The following is a 22657-nucleotide window of genomic DNA, read 5'->3' as shown; positions in this document are numbered from 1 at the left end:
GGGGTCGCGGCGGGGCGGCGGGCCGCCCGTACGGGGCGGACCGCGCCGTCCGTCACTGCTTGTCGAGCCGCGGGTGCTGCTGCTGCGGGGCCTGCTGGGCGGCGTCGCCCTGGCCGCCCTCGAGGGCCTGCCGCTGGGCGGACGGGCCGCCGGCCAGCTCGGCCTTCATCCGCTGGAGCTCCAGCTCGACGTCGCTGCCGCCGGAGAGCCGGTCCAGCTCGGCGGTGATGTCGTCCTTGGCCATGCCGGACGGGTCGTCCAGCGCGCCGGAGGCCATCAGCTCGTCGATGGCGCCGGCCCGGGCCTGGAGCTGCGCGGTGCGGTCCTCGGCCCGCTGGATGGCCAGGCCGACGTCGCCCATCTCCTCGGAGATGCCGGAGAACGCCTCGCCGATCCGGGTCTGCGCCTGGGCGGCGGTGTACGTGGCCTTGATCGTCTCCTTCTTCGTCCGGAAGGCGTCGACCTTGGCCTGGAGCCGCTGCGCGGCGAGGGTGAGCTTCTCCTCCTCGCCCTGCAACGTCTGGTGCTGCGTCTCCAGGTCGGTGACCTGCTGCTGCAACGCGCTGCGCCGGGTCAGCGCCTCGCGGGCCAGGTCCTCGCGGCCGAGCGCCAGCGCCTTGCGGCCCTGGTCCTCCAGCTTGGCGGACTGGCCCTGGAGCTGGTTGAGCTGAAGCTCCAGGCGCTTGCGGGAGGTCGCCACGTCGGCGACGCCGCGGCGGACCTTCTGGAGCAGTTCGAGCTGCTTCTGGTACGAGTAGTCGAGGGTCTCGCGCGGGTCTTCGGCCCGGTCAAGGGCCTTGTTGGCCTTCGCGCGGAAGATCATCCCCATCCGCTTCATGACACCATCGCTCATGGGCCTCGCGCGCCCCCTTCTGACCGACTTGCATCGGGCTTAGGCTCCAGCACATCTACAGACCCCACAGTACGGGCCCTGGTTCCATTACCGCACCGTTCGAGCCCGGATGCGCTCCTCCTCCAGGACGATCAGGGCCGCCGGCTTCTCCCGCCCAGGGAGTAGGGCGGTCCCGGGGAGCCGGCGCGCCGCCCGTTCCGTCCCCGTGCGTCCGCAGCGGGACGGCGGGCGCCGTTGCCGGATCGTTCCCCGTCGGCCCATGGCTCATTCGCGGCGAGCACGTACTCTTGGGTGTTGTGTTCCGAAGCCGTTCGAAGGAAGAGCAGGCCGCGGCCGCCAAGGTGACCGCGTCCCAGCCCCAGCAGCCCCGCGACCCGCAGGCCCCCAAGGGCCGCCCGACGCCCAAGCGCAGCGAGGCGCAGTCGCAGCGCCGCACCCGCGCGCACACGCCCGCCAACCGCAAGGACGCCGTGAAGGCGCAGCGGGAGGCCCGCCGTGCCGATATGGCGCGCCAGCGCGAGGCGCTGGCCAACGGCGACGAGCGCTATCTGCCGGTGCGCGACAAGGGCCCGGTGCGGCGCTTCGCCCGGGACTACGTCGACTCCCGCTGGTGCGTGGCGGAGTTCTTCCTCCCGGTGGCCGTGGTGATCCTGGTGCTCACCATGGTCCGGGTGCCGCAGATCCAGACCATCGCCCTGCTGCTGTGGCTGATCATCATCGTGCTGATCGTGCTGGACTCGGTGGTGATCTGGATCCGGCTCGGCAAGCGGCTCCAGGAGCGCTTCCCCAGGGAGAACGTCAAGGGCGCCCGCGCCTACGCGGTGATGCGCACGCTCCAGATGCGCCGGCTGCGGCTGCCCAAGCCTCAGGTCAAGCGCGGCCAGCGGCCCTGACCTGCGGGGCGCCGACCCGAAAAGCTCCCGGCGCGAACGGCCATGCGGCGGGGACCGGTCGGACCGGTCCCCGCCGCGCCGTGCGCCGGGCGCGGGTCAGCCCTCGTCGGCGTGCAGGCTCATCGGCGCCGCGTAGATCTCGGTGCCGTCCTCGAACAGCCGGACCTGGTCCACGCCGCCGTCGAGGAGGTTGCGCCACTGCTCCCCGATCCAGGACTCGGCGTCCCCCTGGGTCGTGAACTCCTCCGGTTCGACGGTGGGCACCGCCTCCGAACCGTCCGTCTTCTCGAACCGCCACGTCCACGCCATGTGCGCCTCCTGGAGTCCCACCGGATCCGCCGGGTCGGCCGGCCCGCCCCGCCGCGCCGGACACCCCGCCGCGACCGGGCCCTGCGGACCGCGCTTCCCCGCTTGATCGGAAGCCTAACGGCCCTGTCGAGGGGTGCCCCCGCGCGCTCGCGCCAGGCGGGCCCGGGAGAATGGCGCGGGTGGATCTGACTCTCCTCGGCACCGGGGCCCCGCAGGGGCTGCCGCGCCCCGGCTGCCCGTGTGCCGCCTGCGCGACCGCCGTCGGCGACGAGGCGCGGGCCGCCACCGCCCTGCTCGTGGACGGCGCGCTGCTGCTCGACCTGACACCGGGCCCGGCGTTCGCGGCCGCCCGGGCCGGCCGGTCGCTGGCCGGGGTGCGCCAGGTGCTGCTCTCGCACCCGCACGACGGGCCGGCGCTGGAGGTGCCGGCGGGGCTGCCGCAGCCGGGCCGGGTCGCCGACGGGCGGGAGCTGGCGCTGCTGGACGGGCACCGGGTGCGGGCGGTGGCGGTGGACGTCCCCGGCACCGGTTACGAGGTCACCGGCGGTGACGGCGAACGGCTGCTGTACCTGCCGCCCGGCGCCGCCCCGGCCGGGCTCGACGAGCCGGGCAACGGCGCCGCGGGAGCACTGCCGGGCCCGTACGACCTGGTGTTGCTGGACGTGCTGGCGCGGCCCGAGGCGCTGGCCCGGCTGCGGGCGGGCGGCGCGGTGGACGCGGCGACCGACGTGGTCGCGGTGCACCTGGACCACACCGTGCCGCCCGGCCCCGAACTCCACCGCCGGCTGGCCGCGCTGGGCGCCCGTACGGTGCCGGACGGCACCTCGCTGGTGGTCGGCGAGTACCACGCGGTGCCGGACCTGCCGCGCCGGACGCTGGTGCTGGGCGGGGCGCGCAGCGGGAAGTCGGTGGAGGCCGAGCGGCGGCTGCTGGCCTTCCCCGAGGTGGTGTACGTGGCCACCGGCGGCGTGCGGGAGGGCGACGAGGACTGGGCGCGCCGGGTGGCGCTGCACCGCGAGCGGCGCCCGGCGGGCTGGCGGACCGCCGAGACCTGCGATCTGGTGCCGCTGCTGGCGGAGCCGGGGAGCGCGCCGCCGCTGCTGATCGACTGTCTGGCGCTGTGGCTGACGCACGCCATGGACGAGGCCGGGGCGTGGGACGACGCGGTCTGGGAGGCGGGCGGCCGGCGGGCGCTGGCCGAGCGCTGCGAGGCGCTGGTGGCGGCGGTGCGCCGGACCCGGCGGCGGGTGGTGGCGGTGAGCAACGAGGTCGGGTCGGGCGTCGTCCCGGCGACCCCGGCGGGGCGCCGCTTCCGGGACGAACTGGGGCGGCTGAACGCGGCGTTCGGGGCGGAGTGCGAGCAGCTGCTGCTGGTGGTCGCGGGCCAGGCGCTTGCGCTGCGCGGCTGACGGCGGCCCGGCGCGGACCGTGTCCGCTTGCCACCGGGCGCGGCGGGGGGTCCGCTGGGTAGGTGACCACACCTTCCCGGCATTCCGGGCATCTGTCGCGTTTCCTGCACGGCGTACGACTGCCCCGCGGCGTTTCGGAGCGTTCCGTTCCGCGGGGTCCCGGTGAGCTGAGTGACGCCGCCGAGGCGGCCGTCCGCGGCTATCTGGCGTGCCGCCCCGAGGCCACCGTGGTGGTGCTCGGCGAGGGCCTGGGGACCGGCTTTCGGCGGCTGGACAACGGGCGGCTGACCTGGCTGTCGGTACTGCCCCCGGCGGACGCCGCGGCCCGCCGGATGCTGCTGCCGGACACCCCCCGCCGGCACACCGCGGCCCGCCCCGGCACCGGCGCCGGCTGGCCGGACGCGGTGCGGGCGGCGGGCGCGGCGGAGCGCGGGGTGGTGGTCGCGGTGCCCGGGACGCCCGCCGGGCTGCCGGCCCGCGCGATAGGGGAGCTGGTGGCGGTCTGCGCGGCGCGCTTCCCCGGCGGGGCGCTGGTGCTGGACGCGCTGCCCCGGTGGACCGCGACGGCCCTCCGGGCGGCGCGGCTGCACCCGGCCGTCGCCGCGGTCCGGATCCGCCGCCCGGCGGCGCGGACGGCGGTCGGCGAGGTGCGGTTCGCGGCCCGCGGCGGCGCCTGACGGAGCACCGGCGCGGCATCCCGGCGGCCCGCCCCCGCCCGCCCGCGGTTGCCGGTAATCTGCGCCCAATGAGCGCCCTGAACCTCGATGACTTCGCCCAGCTGATCGAGCGCCCCGACAGCGATCTGCGCCGTGCCGCCGAGGAGCGGCGGGCCCGTACGGAGGTCCCGCCCGGGGCCCTGGGGCGGCTGGACGAGCTGGGCGGCTGGCTGGCCGCCGTCCAGCAGCGGGTGCCGGTGCGGCCCGTCGAGCGGCCCAAGGCCCTGCTGTTCGCCGGCGACCACGGCGTGGCGGGGCTGGGTGTCTCGGCCCGGCCGGCCGGCGGCACGAAGGATTTGGTCCGGGCCGTCCTGGACGGGTCCAGCCCGGCCGCGGTGCTGGCCCGGCAGGCCGGGGTGCCGGTGCGCGTGGTGGACATGGCGGTGGACTGCGACCCGGCCGAGCTGCCGGCCGAGGTCACCCGGCACCGGGTCCGCCGCGGCTCGGGCCGGATCGACACCGAGGACGCGCTGACCGCCGCGGAGGCCGAGGCGGCGTTCCGGACCGGCATGGCGCTCGCCGACGAGGAGGCGGACGCCGGCACCGACCTGGTCGTCCTGGGCGACCTCAGCGTGGGCGGCACCACCGCCGCCGGCACCCTGATCGCCGCCCTGTGCGGGACGGACGCCTCGGTGGTCACCGGCCGGGGCGGGCGGCCGATCGACGACTTGGCGTGGATGCGCAAGTGCGCGGCGATCCGGGACGCGCTGCGCCGGGCCCGGCCGGTCCTGGGCGACCAGCTGGAGCTGCTGGCCGCCGTCGGCGGCGCCGACCTGACCGCGGCCACCGGCTTCCTGCTCCAGAGCGCAGTGCGCCGCACCCCGGTCATCCTGGACGGCGTGGTCTCCGCGGCCTGCGCGCTGGTGGCCCAGCGGGTCGCGTTCCGGGCGCCGGACTGGTGGGTGGCCGGACAGGCCAGCGGCGAGCCGGCGCAGGCCAAGGCGCTGGACCGGATCGCGCTCACCCCGCTGCTCGACCACGGCGTCACGGCCGGCGAGGGCACCGGGGCGCTGCTGGCCCTGCCGCTGGTCCGGGCCGCCGCGGCGCTGGCGGCCGAACTGCCGGCCCGCGACTGACCCGGCCCCCGCGCACCGCCCCGCACCCGGCCGCCCGCGCGGCCCCCAAGCGCTCCCCGTAAGATCGCGGTTTGGACGTTTTTATCGGGAGACACCGGGTGAGTGCGGAGGAAGACCGCCACCGTGCTCCATGGACGGGCGAGGCGGAGATCACTCCGCGCCCGCTCAACTCCGCGAGGTCCCGGTCCGTCTTCGCACAAGGGTCGCGGCCGGGCGCACAACCGGTGCCGCCGCCGTGCCGCTCCCGGCAGGGTCCGCCGGAGCGGCCGGACCGCGAGCAGGGGGAGAACGTGAGATGAGCGACGCCCGGGCCGGGCGGGCGGTGGCCGTCGTGCGGCGCGCCGCGCGTGCCGAGTGGGGCCCGATCGCCCGGACCGTGCGGTCGGCACTGGCGGCCCGGCGGCTGCGGGCCGTCCCGCTGACCCTGACCGCGGTGACGCTGACGCTGTTCTTCCACTTCGTCCAGAGCCAGTCCTGGGGCCTTCGCCTGGTGGGCTGCATCGGCTGGGTGCAGGCGGCCGAGCGCCTGTGGGTGACGCTGCTGCGCACCCCGCTGTCGCTCTTCGTCCCCGCGCTGGACCTGCCGGTATGGGGCGCGCTGGCGCAGGTCCTGGTGGTCTTCGGGGTCGCCGAGATCTGCCTGGGGCGGCGGCAGACCCTGCTCGTCGCCTACGCGGCCACGCTCGCCGGGACGCTCTACGCCCGCTTCTGCCTGTGGCTGGGCTCCGGCCCGCCGTTCGGCCTGCCGGACGCCGACCGGTACGTGATCGACTCCGGTCCGTCGGCGGCGGTGGTCGGCCTGGCGGTGGCGGTGTGCTGGCGCTACCGGGCCCGCTTCACCTGCGTCGGGGTGGTCGTCGCGATGGTGGTGGAGGTGGCGTTCATCAAGAACAACCTGGCGGGCAAGGAGCACGTCGCGGCGGTCGCACTGGTCCTGGCCCTCTGCCTGGCCGGCGACCGCTGGTGGCCGCGGAAACCGCGCGACCCGCAGCGGGTGCGCGGCCGGGACCGCCCGGAGTGAGCCGGTCCGCGGGCGCCCGGCCGGGTCCGGCGCGCCCGGGCCCCGGGTAACCTGCCGCGGTGACCGACACCGCGCCCCCACGCCTCTCCCCCGCCGACGCCCTCCGCTTCGCCTTCGGGACGCTGACCGTGCTGCCGGTGCGGGTGGCGCGCTGGGACCGGCCGGCGGCCCGGGGCGGCATGGTGTGCGCGCCGCTGGCCGGGCTGGTGGTCGGCGGCTGCGCGGCGGCGCTGGGCGGCGCCCTGCTGCTGCTCGGCGGCGGACCGCTGCTGGCCGCGGTCGGCAGCGCCGTGGTGCCCGCGGTGCTCACCCGGGGCCTGCACCTGGACGGGCTGGCGGACACCGCGGACGGACTGGGCAGCGGCAAACCGGCCGCCGAGGCGCTGCGCATCATGAAGCGCTCCGACATCGGCCCGTTCGGTGTGGTCACGCTGCTGTTCGCGCTGCTCGCGCAGGTGGCCGCGCTGGCCGGGTTGTACGCGGCGGGCTGGGCGGCCGGGGCGGCCGGCGCGCTGGTGGCGGCGGTCACCGCGCGCGCGGCGCTGACCCTGGCCTCCCGGGCGGGGGTGCCGGCGGCCCGCCCGGAGGGGCTCGGCGCGGTGGTCGCCGGGACGGTACCGGGGCCGGCCGCGGCCGGGTGCGCGGGGCTGGCGGCGCTCGGCTGCGCGCTGGTGGGCGCCGGGGCCGGCGGCCCGTACGGCGCGCTGCGCGCGGCGCTGGCCGCGGTGCTGGGCCTGGCGGCCGGGGAGGTGCTGCTGCGGCACTGCCGGCGGCGGTTCGGCGGGGTCACCGGCGATGTCTTCGGCGCGCTCGCGGAGACCGCCGGGCTCACCGCGCTGATCCTGCTCACGCTCGGCTGAATTCCCCGCGGAACGTCAACTCCCTTGTGTATCGGGGATGTTGAGGGGCCCGGCCGGTATCGCGGGAGGTCCCGTCAGGTCGCGGTGCCGTAACCACCCGGCCCCGGCGGCGCCGCCGAGCGTAGGCTCGGCCGCAGCAGCGCATGAGCGCGAAACGGATTCCCCGGACGGAACAGGACCTTCATCACCGTGACTGCACTGACCCTCAGTACTTCTTCCGCCGCAACGGTGCGTGCGGATGCCGTCGTCGTCGGCGTCGCCAAGGGCCCCAAGGGCGTCGTGGTGGCGCCCGGCGCCGAGGCCGTGGAGGAGGCGTTCGGCGGCAAGCTCGCCGCCGTGCTGGAGAACCTCGGCGCGAGTGGTGCCGAGGGCGAGGTGACCAAGCTGCCCGCGGCCGACGGCGTCAAGGCGCCGGTCGTGCTGGCGGCCGGCCTGGGCGACGCCCCCGAGGACGGCGCCTACGGCCACGAGGCGCTGCGCCGCGCGGCGGGCAGCGCGGCCCGGGCGCTGACCGGCACCAAGAAGGCCGCCTTCGCCCTGCCCGTCGAGGATGCCGCGGCGGCCGCCGCGGTGGGCGAGGGCGCACTGCTCGGCGCGTACACCTTCACCGCGTTCCGCAGCAACGGCGCGGCCGGCAAGGACGCCAAGGCCCGCAAGAACGACGCCAAGTCGGCGCCGCTGGCCGAGGCCACCGTCCTCGGCGGCAAGCCGCGGGACAAGGAGTTCAAGGCGGCCGCGGAGCGCGCCCAGGTGCTCGCCGCGGAGATCAACCGCGCCCGCGACCTGATCAACACCCCCTCCAACGCCCTGGACCCCAAGCAGTTCGCGGCCGAAGCCCAGGCCGCCGCCAAGGAGTTCGGCCTCACCGTCGAGGTGCTGGACGAGAAGGCGCTCAAGAAGGGCGGCTACGGCGGCCTGCTGGGCGTCGGCCAGGGCTCGGACGCCCCGCCGCGGCTGGTGCGGATCGCGCACACCCACCCCGAGGCGGTCAAGACCCTCGCCCTGGTCGGCAAGGGCATCACCTACGACTCGGGCGGCATCTCGCTCAAGCCGGCCGGCCACAACGAGACCATGAAGTGCGACATGAGCGGCGCCGCGGCGGTCTTCGCCGCGGTGGTGGCCGCCGCCCGGCTGGACGTCCCGGTGAACGTCACCGGCTGGCTGGCGCTCGCCGAGAACATGCCGTCCGGCTCCGCCACCCGCCCCGGCGACGTGCTGACCATGTACAGCGGCAAGACCGTCGAGGTGCTCAACACCGACGCCGAGGGCCGGCTGGTCCTGGCCGACGCGCTGGCCCGGGCCTGCGAGGAGGCCCCGGACGCGATCGTCGACGTGGCGACCCTGACCGGCGCGATGGTGCTGGCGCTGGGCAACCGCACCTTCGGGATCATGGCCAACGACGACGCGTTCCGCACCGGGATCCACGAGATCGCCGAGGAGGTCGGCGAGCAGTCCTGGCCGATGCCGCTCCCGGCCGAGCTGCGCAAGGGCATGGACTCCCCGGTCGCCGACCTCGCCAACATGGGTGACCGGATGGGCGGCGGCCTGGTCGCCGGGCTCTTCCTGAAGGAGTTCGTCGGCGAGGGCATCCCCTGGGCGCACCTGGACATCGCCGGCCCGGCCTTCCACGAGGGCGCACCCTGGGGCTACACCCCCAAGGGCGGCACCGGCTCCGCGGTCCGCACCCTGCTGCGGCTGGCCGAGCGCACCGCCGACGGCGACCTGGGCTGACCCGGTCCCGCAGGGACCGTGCCGAACGGCCCCGGGCCCGCCGCGCCCGGGGCCGTCGGTACGCCGACCACGGCGTGTTCGCCCTCAACGAAATCCGCACGTGAGTACGCACCAGTAACCCCGCTCGGGCGGCTGATCGGCCGCCCGGAGCCCGGCCCCGCGTCCCGCCTTCACCGAACAAGTGCGAAGATGGGTTCTCGGCAGGACAGGGCCCCCCTTACCCAGGGCCGAAGTTAAAGCGGCCGAACAACAGCCGCGGTCCGGTCACCGACGACCGGCTCCGGCGCACCCATGCATGGAGGACGTGACGTGGCGAACGACGCCAGCACCGTTTTCGACCTAGTGATCCTCGGAGGCGGTAGCGGCGGTTACGCCGCTGCCCTGCGCGGGGCGCAGCTGGGTCTGGACGTCGCCCTGATCGAGAAGGGCAAGGTCGGCGGCACCTGCCTGCACAACGGCTGCATCCCCACGAAGGCTCTGCTGCACGCCGGCGAGATCGCCGACCAGGCCCGCGAGAGCGAGCAGTTCGGCGTGAAGGCCACCTTCGAGGGCATCGACATCGAGGCGGTCCACAAGTACAAGGACGAGGTCATCTCGGGCCTGTACAAGGGCCTCCAGGGCCTGATCGCCTCCCGCAAGGTCACCTACATCGAGGGTGAGGGCCGGCTGTCCTCCCCGACCTCGGTCGCCGTGAACGGCCAGCAGGTCCAGGGCCGCCACATCCTGCTCGCGACCGGCTCGGTGCCGAAGTCGCTGCCGGGTCTGGAGATCGACGGCAACCGCATCATCTCCTCCGACCACGCCCTGAAGCTGGACCGCGTCCCGAAGTCCGCGATCATCCTGGGCGGCGGCGTGATCGGCGTCGAGTTCGCCTCGGCGTGGAAGTCCTTCGGCACCGACGTCACGATCATCGAGGGCCTCAAGCACCTCGTCCCGGTCGAGGACGAGAACAGCTCCAAGCTGCTGGAGCGGGCCTTCCGCAAGCGGGGCATCAAGTTCAACCTCGGCACCTTCTTCGAGGCGGCCGAGTACACCGCCGACGGCGTCAAGGTCACCCTCGCCGACGGCAAGACCTTCGAGGCGGAGGTGCTGCTGGTCGCCATCGGCCGCGGCCCGGTCTCCGCCGGTCTGGGCTACGAGGAGCAGGGCGTCGCGATGGACCGCGGCTACGTCCTGGTCGACGAGTACATGCAGACCAACGTGCCGACCATCTCGGCCGTCGGCGACCTCGTCCCCACGCTCCAGCTCGCGCACGTCGGCTTCGCCGAGGGCATGCTGGTGGCGGAGCGGCTGGCCGGCCAGAAGGTCGTCCCGATCGACTACGACGGCGTCCCGCGCGTCACGTACTGCCACCCCGAGGTCGCGTCGGTGGGTATCACCGAGGCCAAGGCCAAGGAGCTGTACGGCGCGGACAAGGTCGTGGCACTGAAGTACAACCTTGCGGGCAACGGCAAGAGCAAGATCCTGAAGACCTCGGGCGAGATCAAGCTCGTCCAGGTCAAGGACGGTGCCGTGGTCGGCGTCCACATGGTCGGTGACCGTATGGGCGAGCAGGTCGGCGAGGCCCAGCTGGTCTACAACTGGGAAGCCCTGCCGGCCGAGGTTGCGCAGCTCATCCACGCGCACCCGACGCAGAACGAGGCGCTCGGCGAGGCCCACCTGGCCCTGGCCGGCAAGCCCCTCCACTCCCACGACTGACCCCCAGTCCCGGGCGCGACCACATCCGTACTTGCGATAGGAGCAACTGAAACCATGGCGGTTTCCGTAACCCTGCCGGCGCTCGGCGAGAGCGTCACCGAGGGCACCGTCACCCGTTGGCTGAAGGCCGAGGGCGAGCGCGTCGAGGCCGACGAGCCGCTGCTGGAGGTCTCCACCGACAAGGTCGACACCGAGATCCCCGCGCCGGCCTCCGGCGTGCTGGCCTCCATCAAGGTGGCCGAGGACGAGACGGTGGAGGTCGGCGCCGAGCTGGCCCTCATCGACGACGGCAGCGGCGCCCCCGCCGCCGCCCCGGCGCCGGCCGCCGCCGAGGCCCCGGCCCCGGCCGCGCAGCCCGAGCCGGCCCCGGCCCCCGCGGCCGAGCCCGCCCCCGCCGCCGCCCCCGCGGGCGGTGCCGAGGGCACCGACGTGGTCCTCCCGGCGCTCGGCGAGTCCGTCACCGAGGGCACCGTCACCCGCTGGCTGAAGGAGGTCGGCGAGGAGGTCTCGGCCGACGAGCCGCTGCTGGAGGTCTCCACCGACAAGGTCGACACCGAGATCCCGGCCCCGGCCTCCGGTGTGCTGCTGGAGATCGTCGTGGGCGAGGACGAGACCGCCGAGGTCGGCGCCAAGCTCGCGGTGATCGGCGCCAAGGGCGCGGCCCCGGCCGCCGCCCCGGCCCCGGCTGCTCCGGCGCCCGCCGCCGAGCCCGCGCCCGCTCCGGCCGCCAAGCCCGAGCCGGCCCCGGCCGCCGCCGCCCCGGCTCCGGCCCCCGCGCCGGCTCCGGCTCCGGCTCCGGCCGCGCAGCCCGCGCCGGTCACCCCCGCCCCGGCGGCGGGTGAGGCGGACGGCGCCTACGTCACGCCGCTGGTGCGCAAGCTGGCCGCGGAGAACGGCGTCAACCTCGCCACGGTCAAGGGCACCGGTGTCGGTGGCCGGATCCGCAAGCAGGACGTCATCGCCGCCGCCGAGGCGCTCAAGGCCGCCGCGCCGGCTCCGGCCGCACCGGCCGCCGCCGCGCCGTCCAAGGCCCCGGCGCTGGAGGTCTCCCCGCTGCGCGGGCAGACCGTCAAGATGCCGCGGATGCGCAAGGTCATCGGCGACAACATGATGAAGGCGCTGCACGGCCAGGCGCAGCTGACCTCCGTCGTCGAGGTGGACATCACCGCGATCATGCGGATGCGCGCCCGTGCCAAGGACGCGTTCGCGCAGCGTGAGGGCGTCAAGCTCTCCCCGATGCCGTTCTTCGTCAAGGCCGCCGTCCAGGCGCTGAAGGCCCACCCGGTCGTCAACGCCCGGATCAACGAGGACGAGGGCACCATCACCTACTTCGACACCGAGAACGTCGGTATCGCGGTGGACGCGGAGAAGGGCCTGATGACCCCGGTCATCAAGGGCGCGGGTGACCTCAACATCGCCGGCATCTCCCGGAAGACCGCGGAGCTGGCGGGCAAGGTCCGGGCCAGCAAGATCACCCCGGACGAGCTGTCCGGTGCGACCTTCACCATCTCCAACACCGGGTCGCGCGGTGCGCTGTTCGACACGGTCATCGTGCCGCCGAACCAGGTCGCCATCCTGGGCATCGGCGCCACCGTCAAGCGTCCGGTGGTCATCAACCACCCGGACCTCGGCGAGACCATCGCGGTGCGCGACATGACCTACCTGTCGCTCTCCTACGACCACCGCCTGGTGGACGGTGCCGACGCGGCCCGCTACCTGACCACGGTCAAGCAGATCCTGGAGGCCGCGGAGTTCGAGACCGAACTCGGTCTCTGACCCCGGCTCCCGCCAGGGAAGCGGTAATGGTGCACAGGGGCCGGCCCCGGTTCGTTCCGACGAGCCGGGGCCGGCCCTCGTGCGTACCCGTCTCCCGGATAATGGCCCCCGCACCGCCTCTCGCGGCCCCACCCGCTCTGAAGGAGCACGTCATGACCCCGCCCGTCGTCCACTCGCTGCGCGAACAGATCCGCGAGCACATCCTCGAGGGGATCGTCAGCGGCCGCTGGCAGCCGGGCGAACGGATCGTCGAGCGGCGGATCGCGGTGGAGCTGGAGGTCAGCCAGACGCCGGTGCGGGAGGCGCTGCGGGAGCTGGAGTCGCTCCGGCTGATCGAGTCGGCGCCCAACAAGGGCGTCCGGGTGCGCAACCTCACCGCGGACGACCTCAAGGAGAGCTACCCGGTCCGGGCCGGTCTGGAGCAGGTCGCCGCGGAGCTGGCGGCCGGGCGGCTGGCGGAGGACACCGCGGCCCTGGAGCGCGAGGTGGCGGCGCTGCGGGAGGCGGACGCGATCGGGGACGGCGAGGCGCAGGTGCGGCACACGGTGGCCTTCCACCGGGAGATCGTGCGGGCGGCCGGGAACGGCGTGCTGCTGCACACCTGGGAGTCGCTGGGCGTGGAGGTGTGGACGACGCTGTCGATCCGCTGGTTCAGCCCGGAGCAGCGCTCGCACGCCCAGGACCACCAGGAGCTGGTGGACGCCTTCCGCCGCCGCGACCCGCGGATCGGCGCGCTGCTGAAGGCCCATGTGCTGAGCTGCGCGCCGCGGGTGTGAGGCACCGGCCGGGACGCCGCCGAAAGGCCCCGCGGAACGTTTCCGCGGGGCCGCTGCCTTGCGTGGCGTCCTGCGTGGTCCGGGGCGGCCGCTGCGGGCCGGCGCGGGCGGCGGTTCCGGGGTGTGCCGGAGGCGCTCCGGTACGTAGCGGAGGCAGGCTCCGGAGCTGGCACGGGGTGCCCCGGATTGCGGCACCCCGTGCCGACCTGCGGTTTTTCCTCCACAGAGCGTTGATCGATCATCGATCAGAGCGTTATCGTCGATGACTGGGGCGCGACACCCCTGCCTGCCGAATGCCTGCCGAACTCGCATTCACCACCCGTCCGGAAAGGGGCCACCCATGCCCGATCCCGTGCGCCTGCCGTACAGCCAGCTCGACCAGCTCCCGGACCGCGACCCCGAGGAGACGGCCGAGTGGCGCGAGTCGCTGGACGCCGTCACCAAGGCAGCGGGTCCGCATCGCGCCGCGTACCTCATGCGCCGCGCCCTGGAGCACACCGCGCGCACCGAAGGCACCGCCCTGCCGTCCCTCCTTGAGACGGACTACGTCAACACCATCCCGACCTCCGCGGAGCCCGCGTTCCCCGGTGACGAGGCCCTGGAGGCCCGGATCACCGCCTGGAACCGCTGGAACGCGGCGGCGATGGTCACCCGCGGCTCCAAGCTCGGCCTCGGCGGCCACATCGCCACCTTCGCCTCGGCGGCCTGGCTCTACGAGACCGGCTTCCAGCACTTCTTCCGCGGCAAGGAGGCCGACGGCTCCGGCGACCAGCTCTACATCCAGGGCCACGCCTCCCCCGGCATCTACGCCCGCGCCTTCCTGGAGGGCCGGCTCACCGAGGAGCAGCTCGACCACTTCCGCCAGGAGGCGGGCGGCGAGGGCCTGCCCTCGTACCCGCACCCGCGGCGGCTGCCCTGGCTGTGGGAGTTCCCCACGGTCTCGATGGGCCTGGGCCCGCTCTCGGCGATCTACCAGGCGCGGTTCAACCGCTATCTGGAGCACCGCGGCATCAAGGACACCGCCAACTCCCACGTCTGGGCGTTCCTGGGCGACGGCGAGATGGACGAGCCGGAGTCGACCGCCGCACTGGCGCTGGCCGGCCGCGAGGGCCTGGACAACCTGACCTTCGTCATCAACTGCAACCTCCAGCGCCTGGACGGCCCGGTCCGCCCGAACTTCAAGATCGTGCAGGAGCTGGAGGCCCAGTTCCGCGCCGCCGGCTGGAACGTCGTCAAGGCCCTGTGGGGCCAGGCGTGGGACGAGGTCTTCGCCCGCGACACCGAGGGCGTGGTGCTCCAGCGCCTGCGCGAGACCCCGGACGCGCAGTTCCAGACCTACGCCACCCGCGACGCCGCCTACCTGCGCGAGCACTTCTTCGGCGCGAGCGACGCGCTGAAGGCGATCGGCGCGACGCTCTCCGACGCCAAGCTGCTGGAGCTGTTCCAGACCTCCCGCGCCGGCCACGAGCCGCGCAAGGTCTACGCCGCGTACAAGGCCGCCGTCGAGCACAAGGGCGCGCCCACCGTCATCCTGGCGCAGACCGTCAAGGGCTACACCCTCGGCGCGGGCTTCGAGTCCCGCAACGCCAACCACCAGATGAAGAAGCTGACGATGGCGGAGTTCCGCACCATGCGGGACCTGCTCGAACTCCCCATCCCCGACAGCGCGCTGGAGGGCGACCTGGTGCCGTACTGGCGCCCGGCCGAGGACTCCCCGGAGATGCAGTACCTGCGCACCCGGCGCGCCGCGCTCGGTGGTCCGGCGCCGGCCCGCAAGGTCGTCGCCAAGCCGCTGCCGCTCCCCGCGGACAAGGCGTTCGACGCGCTGAAGAAGGGCTCCGGCAGCCAGGAGATCGCCACCACCATGGCGTTCGTCCGGCTGGTGAAGGACCTGATGCGGGACAAGGAGACCGGCAAGCGCTGGGTCCCGATCGTCCCGGACGAGGCCCGCACCTTCGGCATGGAGTCGCTCTTCCCGACCGCCGGCCTCTATTCCCCCAAGGGCGCGACCTACGACCCGGTCGACCGGGACCAGCTGCTCTGGTACAAGGAGGCCAAGGACGGCCAGATCCTCAACGAGGGCATCACGGAGGCCGGTTCGCTGGCCGACTTCACCGCCGCCGCGACGTCGTACGCGACGCACGGCGAGCCGATGATCCCGTTCTACATCTTCTACTCGATGTTCGGCTGGCAGCGGACCGCCGACCAGTTCTGGGCGCTCGCCGACCAGCTGGGCCGCGGTTTCGTCATCGGCGCCACCGCGGGCCGCACCACGATGACCGGTGAGGGCCTCCAGCACGCCGACGGCCACTCCCACCTGATCGCCTCGACCAACCCGGCGGCGCTCTCCTACGACCCGGCGTTCGCCTACGAGGTCGCGGTGATCGTCAAGGAGGGCCTGCGCCGGATGTACGGTCCGGACGCCGAGGACGTCTTCTACTACCTCACGGTCTACAACGAGACCAAGGTGCAGCCGGCCATGCCGGAGGGCGTCGAGGAGGGCATCCTCAAGGGCCTGTACCGCTTCAAGGAGGCCACCGCGATCGAGGGCGCCGAGGTACCGCGGCTCCAGCTGCTGGCCTCCGGCACCGCGATCCACTGGGCCCTGGAGGCGCAAGCGCTGCTGGCCGCCGACTGGGGCGTGGCGGCGGACGTGTGGTCCGCGCCGTCCTGGACGGAGCTGCGCCGGGACGCCCTGGAGTGCGACGCGGCCCGCCTGGAGGGCGAGGACCGGGTGCCGTACGTGACCCGTGCGCTGGCCGGTGCGCCCGGCCCGGTCGTCGCGGTGAGCGACTGGATGCGGGCGGTCCCGGACCAGATCGCCCCGTGGGTCGAGCAGGACTGGGTCTCCATCGGGACGGACGGCTTCGGCCTGTCCGACACCCGCGACGCGGCCCGCCGCTACTTCGGCGTCGACCCGCAGTCAGTGGTCGTCCAGGCGCTGGCGGCGCTCGCCCGGCGCGGGGACGTCAAGCCGGAGGCGGTCAAGGAGGCCCGGGAGCGCTACGGGCTGTGAGACCGGGCCCCTTCGGGGCCATCGGGACGCGGGCGGCCCCGGCCGACACCGGGCGCCGCCCGCCCATGAACTCCCGTGCGAGGGCCATCCCCGCGCCCGGGGTCCTCGCACGGGATCCCCTTCGTCCCGCGGCCGCCGCACCGGCGGCCGCGGGACGTTGTCGGTGGTGCCCCGCATGATGGAGTCATGCGTGCCGCACGGCTGATCAAATTGGTACTCCTGCTCCAGTCCCGACCGTCGATGACGGCCGGTGAGCTGGCGCGGGAGCTGGAGGTCTCGGAGCGCACCGTCGCCCGGGACGTGCTGTCCCTCTCGGAGGCGGGGGTGCCCGTGTACGCGGACCGCGGCCGGGCCGGGGGCTACCGCCTGATAGGCGGGTACCGCACCCGGCTGACGGGTCTCGGCCGCAGCGAGGCGGAGGCGCTCTTCCTGTCCGGAGTGCCGTCCGCGCTGCGGGAGATGGGGCTGGCCGACGCCGCGTCCGCCGCCCGGCTGAAGGTGTCCGCCGCGCTGCTGCCGGAGCTGCGGGACGCCGCGTCGGGCGCCGCCCAGCGGTTCCACCTGGACGCCCCGCGGTGGTACCACGATCCGCAGACGCCCGAGCTGCTGCCGGTGATCGCCGACGCGGTCCGGGACGACCGCCGCCTGACGGTGCGCTATCTGCGCCGGGACCGCGAGGTGGTCCGCGCACTGGAGCCGTACGGGCTCGTGCTGAAGGCCGGGGTCTGGTATCTCGCGGCCCGCTCGACGGACGGGCCCCGGCCGGCGGGGGCCGCCTCCGCCGAGGCGCCCGCCGCCCGCCCCGGCTTCCGGGTCTACCGCGTCGACCGCTTCACCGCTGCCGAGCCGGCCGCGCCGGCGGACGGGGCGGACGGCGGGGCGGACGGCGGGGCGGCGGGCCCGGACGCGGCGGCCGGCCGCTTCGTCCGCGATCCGGAGTTCGACCTGCCCGCGTTCTGGGCCGAGCGGGCCGCGCAGTTCCGGCGGTCGCTGCTGCGCGAGGAGGTGGTGGTCCGGCTCTCCCCGGCCGGCGTCCGCCAGCTGCCGCACGTCACGGAACCGGCCGCGGCCCGGGAGGCCGTCGACCGGGCGGTGGCCGCGGGCGGGCCGGACGCACGGGGCTGGCTGACGGTCACCCTCCCCGTGGAGTCCCAGGAGGTCGCCTACACCCAGCTGCTGGGCCTGGGCCCGGAGAGCGAGGTCCTGGCCCCCGCCGACCTGCGCGACCGCTTCGCCACGGCCGCCCACCGGACCGCCGCCCTCTACGCACCGCCCACGGGCGGGGAAGACGCCGCGGCGGGCTGACGGCGGTCCCGGGGCGAGGCGCCAGGGGCGGGCCGGAGCGCGCCGGGCCAGGGGCCGGGGCGGCGCCAGGAACAGCTTCCGTACAGCGCAGCCCAGTTGCCCCGCCCCGCCCCGGCAGCCCCCGCAGCACCACCCCTCGCCCGCTTCCCTCTCCCCCTCCCCCCTCCCGCTCCCCCTCCCCCGCTCAGGGCTGGAGCGCCCGCAGGCTGCCGCCTTCCGGCAGGCGGCCGGTGATCTGGGCCGGGGCGTCCGGTGCGGCCGGCACCGCCAGGGTCGGGGCGTCGGCCGCGGCCCGTACGCCGCCGGTGACGTCGATCCCGCCCACCTGGCCGCCGCCCGCCGCGAGCAGGTACCACGTCCCGGACTTCGCCCGCCAGTGGACGCCGCCGAGCACACTGCGGCCGAACGGGCCGCACACCGCGGTGCCGGTGGCCCGTCCGGCGATCCGCCCCGGGTCGGCCGGTCCGGTCGCGGGCGGCTCGAACTGGACCATGGCCCGGCCGGGCCCCCGCCAGGTCTCCGCGCGGTTGCAGACCCAGTCCGCGGTGCCGCCGTCCTCGGGGAGCTGCTGGTGGGCATAGACCCAGTTGCTGACGGACCGTACGCCGGTGCCGCGCAGCGACCGCAGGGTGCACGCGGTGCGGGCCCAGCTGTGCCGCGCGGGCGCGCCGGTCGCCTCGCCGGGGGCGGCCGGCCCGGCCGGCGGCGCCAGGTGCGTCAGGTGCACCGGCGCGAGGTCGCCGAGGTCGGTCACCACGAAGGAGCGGCGGTCGTCCAGCCGCGCCGAGGAGCGGAACTCGGCCGCCGGCCAGTGCCCGCACGGGGCGCCGTCGGCGGGCGGCAGCGGGATCCGGTCGGTGACGCCGTCCGGGGCCAGGTGCAGGCCGTGCGGCGGGGCGTCGGGGGTGAGCAGGTCCCGGACGGCGACGTCGGCGACCCAGGGGGCGATCAGATAGCGCTGCCAGCCGTTGCCGCGGCCGATCACCAGCGCGCCGGCGGTGGTGAGGTCGGCGTTGTCGACCCGGGCGAAGTGCAGGGTGGGGGTGGCCCCTTCGGGCTCGGCGTAGCGCACCAGCCGCTGCCCGTCGTGGAAGACCACCACCATCACGTTGTCGATCAGGCCGGCGTAGAGCAGCCGGGGCGGTTCCGCGGGGGGCCGGGTCGCGGTGCCGGCCGCCGCGACGATCCGGGTGCCGGGCGGCGGCGCGGCCCAGACCCGCAGCGCCCGCGCCAGCAGCCGCCGGTCCCCGGCCTGGCGGCCGCGCGGCGGCCAGGCGGTGAAGTCCACCCGGGAGGTCCGCACCCACTCCTCGTTGGGCGTGCGCAGCAGCCGGCCGGGGTCCAGGGCCTGCTGGGCGGCGGTGGGGGCGGGCCGGCCGGCGGGCCGGCCGGCGGGCAGCGCCGCCACCGCCGCACCGGCCGCCAGCACCACCGCGAGCACCGCCGCGGCCCGCACCCGCTGGCGGCGGCGCAGCAGATCGGTCGACCGGACGTGCACCGTGCACGGGTCGAACTCGCCGGCGGTCAGCAGCGCCGCGGCCCCGGCGCCGGTGCGCCGGTCCAGCTGTCCGGCCGCCCGCAGCGCCGCGTCCGGGTCCGCGGCCCCGGCGCGCGCCAGGACGGCCCGCACCGCCTCGTCCTCCAGCCCCTCCAGGTGCCGCAGCCCCAGGGCGGCCCGGACCGCGGCCGGAACCGCCGACAGCGCCTGGTCCAGGGCCAGTTCGTCGGCACCGCCGGCCCGCGGGAAGAGCCGCAGCCCCCAGACGAACGGCACGGTCGGCAGCAGCACCGCGGGCCGCCGCCGGTCCTCGTAGGCCAGCGCCAGCTCCAGGGTCCGCTGCCGGACCAGGTCGTAGCCGGCGGCGGTGTCCGGGCCGCGCTGGGCGGGCAGCGCCCCGGCCGCCCGGCGCGCGGCGCGCCAGGGCAGGGCGCGCTGCACCAGGCCGTGCGCGGTGAGCACCTTGCGGTGGCGGCCCATCGACGGGGGCAGGACGAGGTGGGCCAGGCGGACCAGCCGCGGATAGTGCTCGACGAGGGCCGCCTCGGCGCGTTCGACATCGGCCCGGGTCCGTTCGTCCATGGGCATGGCGGGTGCGCCCTTCACGAGGTGGAGTGCTGTGGGGGTCCTGACGGTCTGCGGGTCTGCCGTCGTTGCATGCCGCACAACGAGGGAACGGCGGCCCGGTCACCCGCCCGACCCCCGCCGCCCGCGCCCCCGTTCACCGCCGCACGCGCGCGGCCGCCGCGTCCGGGGCACTCCGCGTGCGGGCCGCGGCGGCAGGGCGGATGCTGGAGCGGTGATGGACGAGAAGGAGTTCTGGGAGCTGGTCGACGGCTCCCGCGAGGCCGCCGGGGACGACCCCGTGGAGCAGGCCGACGCCCTGGTGGAGCGGCTGCTCGGGCTCGACCCGGACGGCATCGTGGACTTCGCCCGCCACTTCGAGTCCCGCTACAACCGCGCCTACACCTGGGACCTGTGGGCCGCCGCGGCGCTGCTGCTGGGCGGCGCGAGCGACGACGCCTTCGACTACTTCCGCTGCTGGCTGATCGGCCGGGGCCGGCACGTCTTCGAGGGCGCGCTGCACGACCCGGACCAGCTCGCCCGCCTGCTCGGCGACTTTGACGAGGAGAACGACGGCGACGCCGAGGAGCTGGGCTACGCCGCCGACGAGGCGTACGAGCAGCTGACCGGCACCGTCATGCCCGACCTGGGCCTGCCGCCGCCCCCGCCGGAACCGCTCGGCGGCTACCTCGACCCGGACGACGACGCCACCCTCGCCGACCGCTTCCCGGCCCTGTGGGCCCGCTTCCGCGAGTAGGCCCCTGCTGACCGGCGGCCGCGCCGGTTCCCCCGCACCGCCCCGGTTTGCGGGCAGGATGGGACCATGCGGATCGCGATCACCGGCTCGTCCGGTCTCATCGGCACGGCGCTCGTCCGGAACCTGCGCGCGGACGGCCACGACGTCGTCCGGCTCGTCCGCCGGCGCCCGGCGGCGGCCGGCGAGGTGGCCTGGGACCCCCAGGGCCGCCGGCTCGACCCGGCCGCGCTGGCCGGCTGCGCGGCGGTGGTGCACCTCGCGGGGGCGGGCGTCGCCGACCACCGCTGGACCGCCGCGTACAAGCAGGAGATCCGCGACAGCCGGGTGCTGGGCACCCGGACCCTGGCCACCGCGCTGGCCGCGCTGGACGAGCCGCCGCGGGTCTTCGTCTCCGGCAGCGCGATCGGCTACTACGGCGACACCGGGGACCGCCGCACCGACGAGAGCGCCCCGGCCGGCAGCGGCTTCCTGCCGGAGGTCTGCGTGGACTGGGAGGACGCCGCCGCCCCGGCCCTGAACGCCGGCATCCGGACCGTGTTCGCCCGGACCGGTCTGGTCGTGGCCCGCTCCGGCGGCGCCTGGGGGCGGCTGTTCCCGGTCTTCCGGCTGGGGCTGGGCGGCCGGCTCGGCGACGGCGGCCAGTACTGGAGCTTCATCTCGCTGGCGGACCACATCGCGGCGCTGCGCCACCTGCTGGCCACCGAGGAGCTGTCCGGGCCGGTCAACCTCACCGCGCCGGAGCCGGTCACCAACCGCGAGGCGACCGCGGTGATGGGCCGCCTGCTGGGCCGCCCCACGCTGTGCACCGTCCCGGCGCCGGTACTCCGGCTGGCGCTCGGGGAGTTCGCGGACGACGTGCTCGGCAGCCAGCGGGTCGTCCCGCGCCGGCTGCTGGAGACCGGCTTCACCTTCGCGCATCCCCGGATCGCCGACGCGGTGCGCGCCGCGCTGGCCGGGTAGGGCCGTCGCGGCCCCGTGGCACCGGGCGCACCGACGCGCCCCCGGGGCGCCCCTGTCCGCCGGGCCCCGCGGTCCCTACGGTCCTCTGACACATCACCGGCATCCCGGCGGACCGAACCGGGCATGACAACTCTGCGCCGCCGCTGGGACCGACCTCGGGAGGGGCTTGTGCTGCGCACCGTATCGGCCGTCGACGTCGTCATCGTGGGGGCCGGGCCGGCCGGCCTCGCCGCGGCCCGCCATCTGACCGGGGCCGGGCTCACGGTCACCGTCCTGGAGGCCGCGCCGCGGGTCGGCGGCCGGTCCGTCACCGACCAGCTGGACGGCTTCCGCCTGGACCGCTGCGCCCGCCCGCTGGCCGTCTCGCCCACCGCGCTGCGCCGCACCCCGGGCCTGGCGGAGCTGACGCTGCGTCCGTTCGCGGCCGGGCTGAGCCTGCACACCGGGCAGCGGAACCACCGCGTCAGCCCGCTGCGGTGCACAAGGGGCGCACTCGCCGCGGCGCGCGCCCTCACACGCGCCGACCGCCGCGCGAACGGGACCGTCGCCGCCGACCGGCCGGTCAGCGACGCGCTGGCCGGGCGCCCCGCCTTCCCGCCGCGCACCCACGACACGTTCCTGCGCCCGCTGCTGGGCGCGCTGCTGTGCGACCCCCGGCTGCGCGGGTCCAGCCGGGGCGCGGCGCAGGTGCTGCGGGCCTTCGCCGAGGGGCGGCTGGCCCTCCCGGCGGGCGGCGCCTCGGCCGTCCCGGAACTCCTGGCGGCCGGGCTGCCGCCGGGCACGGTCCGCACGTCGGTGGAGGTGACGGCGGTGGCCATCAACGGCGTCACGACCCGCGCGCACGGCCGGATCCCGTGCCGGGCGGTGCTGGTGGCGACCGGCGCCCGGTCCGCGGCCGGCCTGCTGCCGGGCCTGCGGCTGCCCGCGTTCCACCCGGTGACCGTGCTGCACCACACCACGCCCGCCCCGGCCGGGGTACGCGGCGGGCCGGCCCGGGACACCGCCCTGATGCTGCCCACCGACGGCCCGATCGGCTTCAGCTACCTCGCCGGCGCCATCGACCCCTCGCGCACCCCGCCGGGCCGCACGCTGGTCACCACCGCCGTCCTGGGCACCGCCGCGGGGCTCCCGCTGGACGTCCTGGACAAGACCGTCCGGCCGCGGCTGGAGCGGATCTACGGGGCGCGGGCCGACGACTGGCAGCTGCTGACCGGCCATCACGACCCGTACGCGGTGCCCGCGATGGCCACCCCGCACGATCCGCAGCGCGCCGTACGGGTACTGGCCGGGCTCTACGTGTGCGGCGACCACCGGGACACCAGCACCCTCCAGGGGGCGCTGCGCTCCGGGCACCGGGCCGCCCGGGCGCTGCTCCAGGACTTCGGGCTGCCGGCCCGCCCGGAACCGGCAGCCGTCCCGGCCGCGGCCTGACCGGGCCG

Annotated in this window: 18 protein-coding genes; 15 read left to right on the top strand and 3 right to left on the bottom strand. The window is 75.7% G+C overall.

Features of this window, described 5'->3' with window-relative positions; genetic code table 11:
* Window positions 1-52: 52 nt before the first annotated feature.
* Window positions 53-838, bottom strand: a complete 786-nt coding sequence (locus MUU72_RS10730) for a PspA/IM30 family protein (RefSeq protein WP_282503934.1) — start codon at window positions 836-838, stop codon at window positions 53-55.
* A 311-nt stretch (window positions 839-1149) separates the two neighbouring features.
* Between MUU72_RS10730 and MUU72_RS10725 the strand changes: the two genes are divergently transcribed.
* The gene (locus MUU72_RS10725) at window positions 1150-1746 is read left to right on the top strand and encodes a DUF3043 domain-containing protein (protein ID WP_248012947.1); all 597 of its coding nucleotides are present in this window, start codon (window positions 1150-1152) and stop codon (window positions 1744-1746) included.
* Between the two features lie 96 nt (window positions 1747-1842).
* On the opposite strand, the gene MUU72_RS10720 is transcribed toward MUU72_RS10725, so the two are convergent.
* Window positions 1843-2055 carry a hypothetical protein gene (locus tag MUU72_RS10720; protein ID WP_248012946.1) on the bottom strand — a complete coding sequence of 71 codons (213 nt, stop codon included), beginning with the start codon at window positions 2053-2055 and terminating at the stop codon, window positions 1843-1845.
* Window positions 2056-2234: 179 nt separating this feature from the next.
* On the opposite strand from MUU72_RS10720, the gene MUU72_RS10715 reads away from it, so the two are divergent.
* From MUU72_RS10715 to MUU72_RS10665, 11 genes are all read left to right on the top strand, one after another.
* Entirely contained in the window at window positions 2235-3464 is a 1230-nt protein-coding gene (locus MUU72_RS10715) for a bifunctional adenosylcobinamide kinase/adenosylcobinamide-phosphate guanylyltransferase (RefSeq protein ID WP_248012945.1), read from the top strand.
* A 62-nt stretch (window positions 3465-3526) separates the two neighbouring features.
* On the top strand, window positions 3527-4141 hold the full coding sequence (locus MUU72_RS10710; RefSeq protein WP_248012944.1) for a hypothetical protein: 615 nt from the start codon (window positions 3527-3529) through the stop codon (window positions 4139-4141).
* A 68-nt stretch (window positions 4142-4209) separates the two neighbouring features.
* Window positions 4210-5256 carry a nicotinate-nucleotide--dimethylbenzimidazole phosphoribosyltransferase gene (gene cobT / locus MUU72_RS10705; RefSeq protein WP_248012943.1) on the top strand — a complete coding sequence of 349 codons (1047 nt, stop codon included), beginning with the start codon at window positions 4210-4212 and terminating at the stop codon, window positions 5254-5256.
* Window positions 5257-5551: 295 nt separating this feature from the next.
* On the top strand, window positions 5552-6277 hold the full coding sequence (locus tag MUU72_RS10700) for a hypothetical protein (protein ID WP_248012942.1): 726 nt from the start codon (window positions 5552-5554) through the stop codon (window positions 6275-6277).
* A 59-nt stretch (window positions 6278-6336) separates the two neighbouring features.
* The gene (locus MUU72_RS10695) at window positions 6337-7137 is read left to right on the top strand and encodes an adenosylcobinamide-GDP ribazoletransferase (protein WP_248012941.1); all 801 of its coding nucleotides are present in this window, start codon (window positions 6337-6339) and stop codon (window positions 7135-7137) included.
* A 189-nt stretch (window positions 7138-7326) separates the two neighbouring features.
* Window positions 7327-8868, top strand: a complete 1542-nt coding sequence (locus MUU72_RS10690) for a leucyl aminopeptidase (RefSeq protein ID WP_248012940.1) — start codon at window positions 7327-7329, stop codon at window positions 8866-8868.
* Window positions 8869-9177: 309 nt separating this feature from the next.
* Complete coding sequence (lpdA, locus tag MUU72_RS10685; RefSeq protein ID WP_248012939.1) at window positions 9178-10566, top strand: dihydrolipoyl dehydrogenase; 1389 nt, start codon at window positions 9178-9180, stop codon at window positions 10564-10566.
* Between the two features lie 54 nt (window positions 10567-10620).
* Window positions 10621-12342 carry a 2-oxoglutarate dehydrogenase, E2 component, dihydrolipoamide succinyltransferase gene (gene sucB / locus MUU72_RS10680; RefSeq protein WP_248012938.1) on the top strand — a complete coding sequence of 574 codons (1722 nt, stop codon included), beginning with the start codon at window positions 10621-10623 and terminating at the stop codon, window positions 12340-12342.
* A 152-nt stretch (window positions 12343-12494) separates the two neighbouring features.
* Entirely contained in the window at window positions 12495-13118 is a 624-nt protein-coding gene (locus MUU72_RS10675; RefSeq protein WP_248012937.1) for a GntR family transcriptional regulator, read from the top strand.
* Window positions 13119-13458: 340 nt separating this feature from the next.
* Window positions 13459-16134 carry a pyruvate dehydrogenase (acetyl-transferring), homodimeric type gene (gene aceE, locus MUU72_RS10670; protein ID WP_248012936.1) on the top strand — a complete coding sequence of 892 codons (2676 nt, stop codon included), beginning with the start codon at window positions 13459-13461 and terminating at the stop codon, window positions 16132-16134.
* Window positions 16135-16320: 186 nt separating this feature from the next.
* The gene (locus MUU72_RS10665) at window positions 16321-17439 is read left to right on the top strand and encodes a helix-turn-helix transcriptional regulator (protein ID WP_248012935.1); all 1119 of its coding nucleotides are present in this window, start codon (window positions 16321-16323) and stop codon (window positions 17437-17439) included.
* A 184-nt stretch (window positions 17440-17623) separates the two neighbouring features.
* Here MUU72_RS10665 and MUU72_RS10660 read toward each other — a convergent pair whose 3' ends face one another.
* On the bottom strand, window positions 17624-19519 hold the full coding sequence (locus MUU72_RS10660) for a hypothetical protein (RefSeq protein WP_248012970.1): 1896 nt from the start codon (window positions 19517-19519) through the stop codon (window positions 17624-17626).
* A 220-nt stretch (window positions 19520-19739) separates the two neighbouring features.
* Between MUU72_RS10660 and MUU72_RS10655 the strand changes: the two genes are divergently transcribed.
* The 3 genes from MUU72_RS10655 (at window position 19740) to MUU72_RS10645 (ending at window position 22649) form a co-directional block, all read left to right on the top strand.
* Window positions 19740-20258, top strand: a complete 519-nt coding sequence (locus MUU72_RS10655; protein ID WP_248012934.1) for a DUF4240 domain-containing protein — start codon at window positions 19740-19742, stop codon at window positions 20256-20258.
* A 66-nt stretch (window positions 20259-20324) separates the two neighbouring features.
* Window positions 20325-21218 (top strand): TIGR01777 family oxidoreductase, encoded by an 894-nt coding sequence (locus MUU72_RS10650; RefSeq protein ID WP_248012933.1) that lies wholly within the window; start codon window positions 20325-20327, stop codon window positions 21216-21218.
* A gap of 168 nt (window positions 21219-21386) precedes the next feature.
* Window positions 21387-22649, top strand: coding sequence for an FAD-dependent oxidoreductase (locus MUU72_RS10645; RefSeq protein ID WP_248012932.1), 1263 nt, complete (start codon window positions 21387-21389; stop codon window positions 22647-22649).
* The last annotated feature ends 8 nt before the right edge of the window (window positions 22650-22657 follow it).

Origin of the sequence: Streptomyces rhizoryzae (assembly GCF_023155275.1) — a bacterium.
Classification (GTDB): Bacteria; Actinomycetota; Actinomycetes; order Streptomycetales; family Streptomycetaceae; genus Streptomyces; species Streptomyces rhizoryzae.
This window is presented reverse-complemented; position numbering and strand designations above follow the sequence as displayed.

Bases quoted from the DNA above. Each gene is read 5' to 3' on its own strand.
- MUU72_RS10655 (WP_248012934.1), top strand. From the start codon at position 19,740: ATGGACGAGAAGGAGTTCTGGGAGCTGGTCGACGGCTCCCGCGAGGCC.
- sucB (WP_248012938.1), top strand. From the start codon at position 10,621: ATGGCGGTTTCCGTAACCCTGCCGGCGCTCGGCGAGAGCGTCACCGAG.
- cobT (WP_248012943.1), top strand. From the start codon at position 4,210: ATGAGCGCCCTGAACCTCGATGACTTCGCCCAGCTGATCGAGCGCCCC.
- MUU72_RS10700 (WP_248012942.1), top strand. From the start codon at position 5,552: ATGAGCGACGCCCGGGCCGGGCGGGCGGTGGCCGTCGTGCGGCGCGCC.
- aceE (WP_248012936.1), top strand. From the start codon at position 13,459: ATGCCCGATCCCGTGCGCCTGCCGTACAGCCAGCTCGACCAGCTCCCG.
- MUU72_RS10720 (WP_248012946.1), bottom strand. From the start codon at position 2,055: ATGGCGTGGACGTGGCGGTTCGAGAAGACGGACGGTTCGGAGGCGGTG.
- MUU72_RS10650 (WP_248012933.1), top strand. From the start codon at position 20,325: ATGCGGATCGCGATCACCGGCTCGTCCGGTCTCATCGGCACGGCGCTC.
- MUU72_RS10665 (WP_248012935.1), top strand. From the start codon at position 16,321: ATGCGTGCCGCACGGCTGATCAAATTGGTACTCCTGCTCCAGTCCCGA.
- MUU72_RS10660 (WP_248012970.1), bottom strand. From the start codon at position 19,519: ATGGACGAACGGACCCGGGCCGATGTCGAACGCGCCGAGGCGGCCCTC.
- MUU72_RS10730 (WP_282503934.1), bottom strand. From the start codon at position 838: ATGAAGCGGATGGGGATGATCTTCCGCGCGAAGGCCAACAAGGCCCTT.
- MUU72_RS10675 (WP_248012937.1), top strand. From the start codon at position 12,495: ATGACCCCGCCCGTCGTCCACTCGCTGCGCGAACAGATCCGCGAGCAC.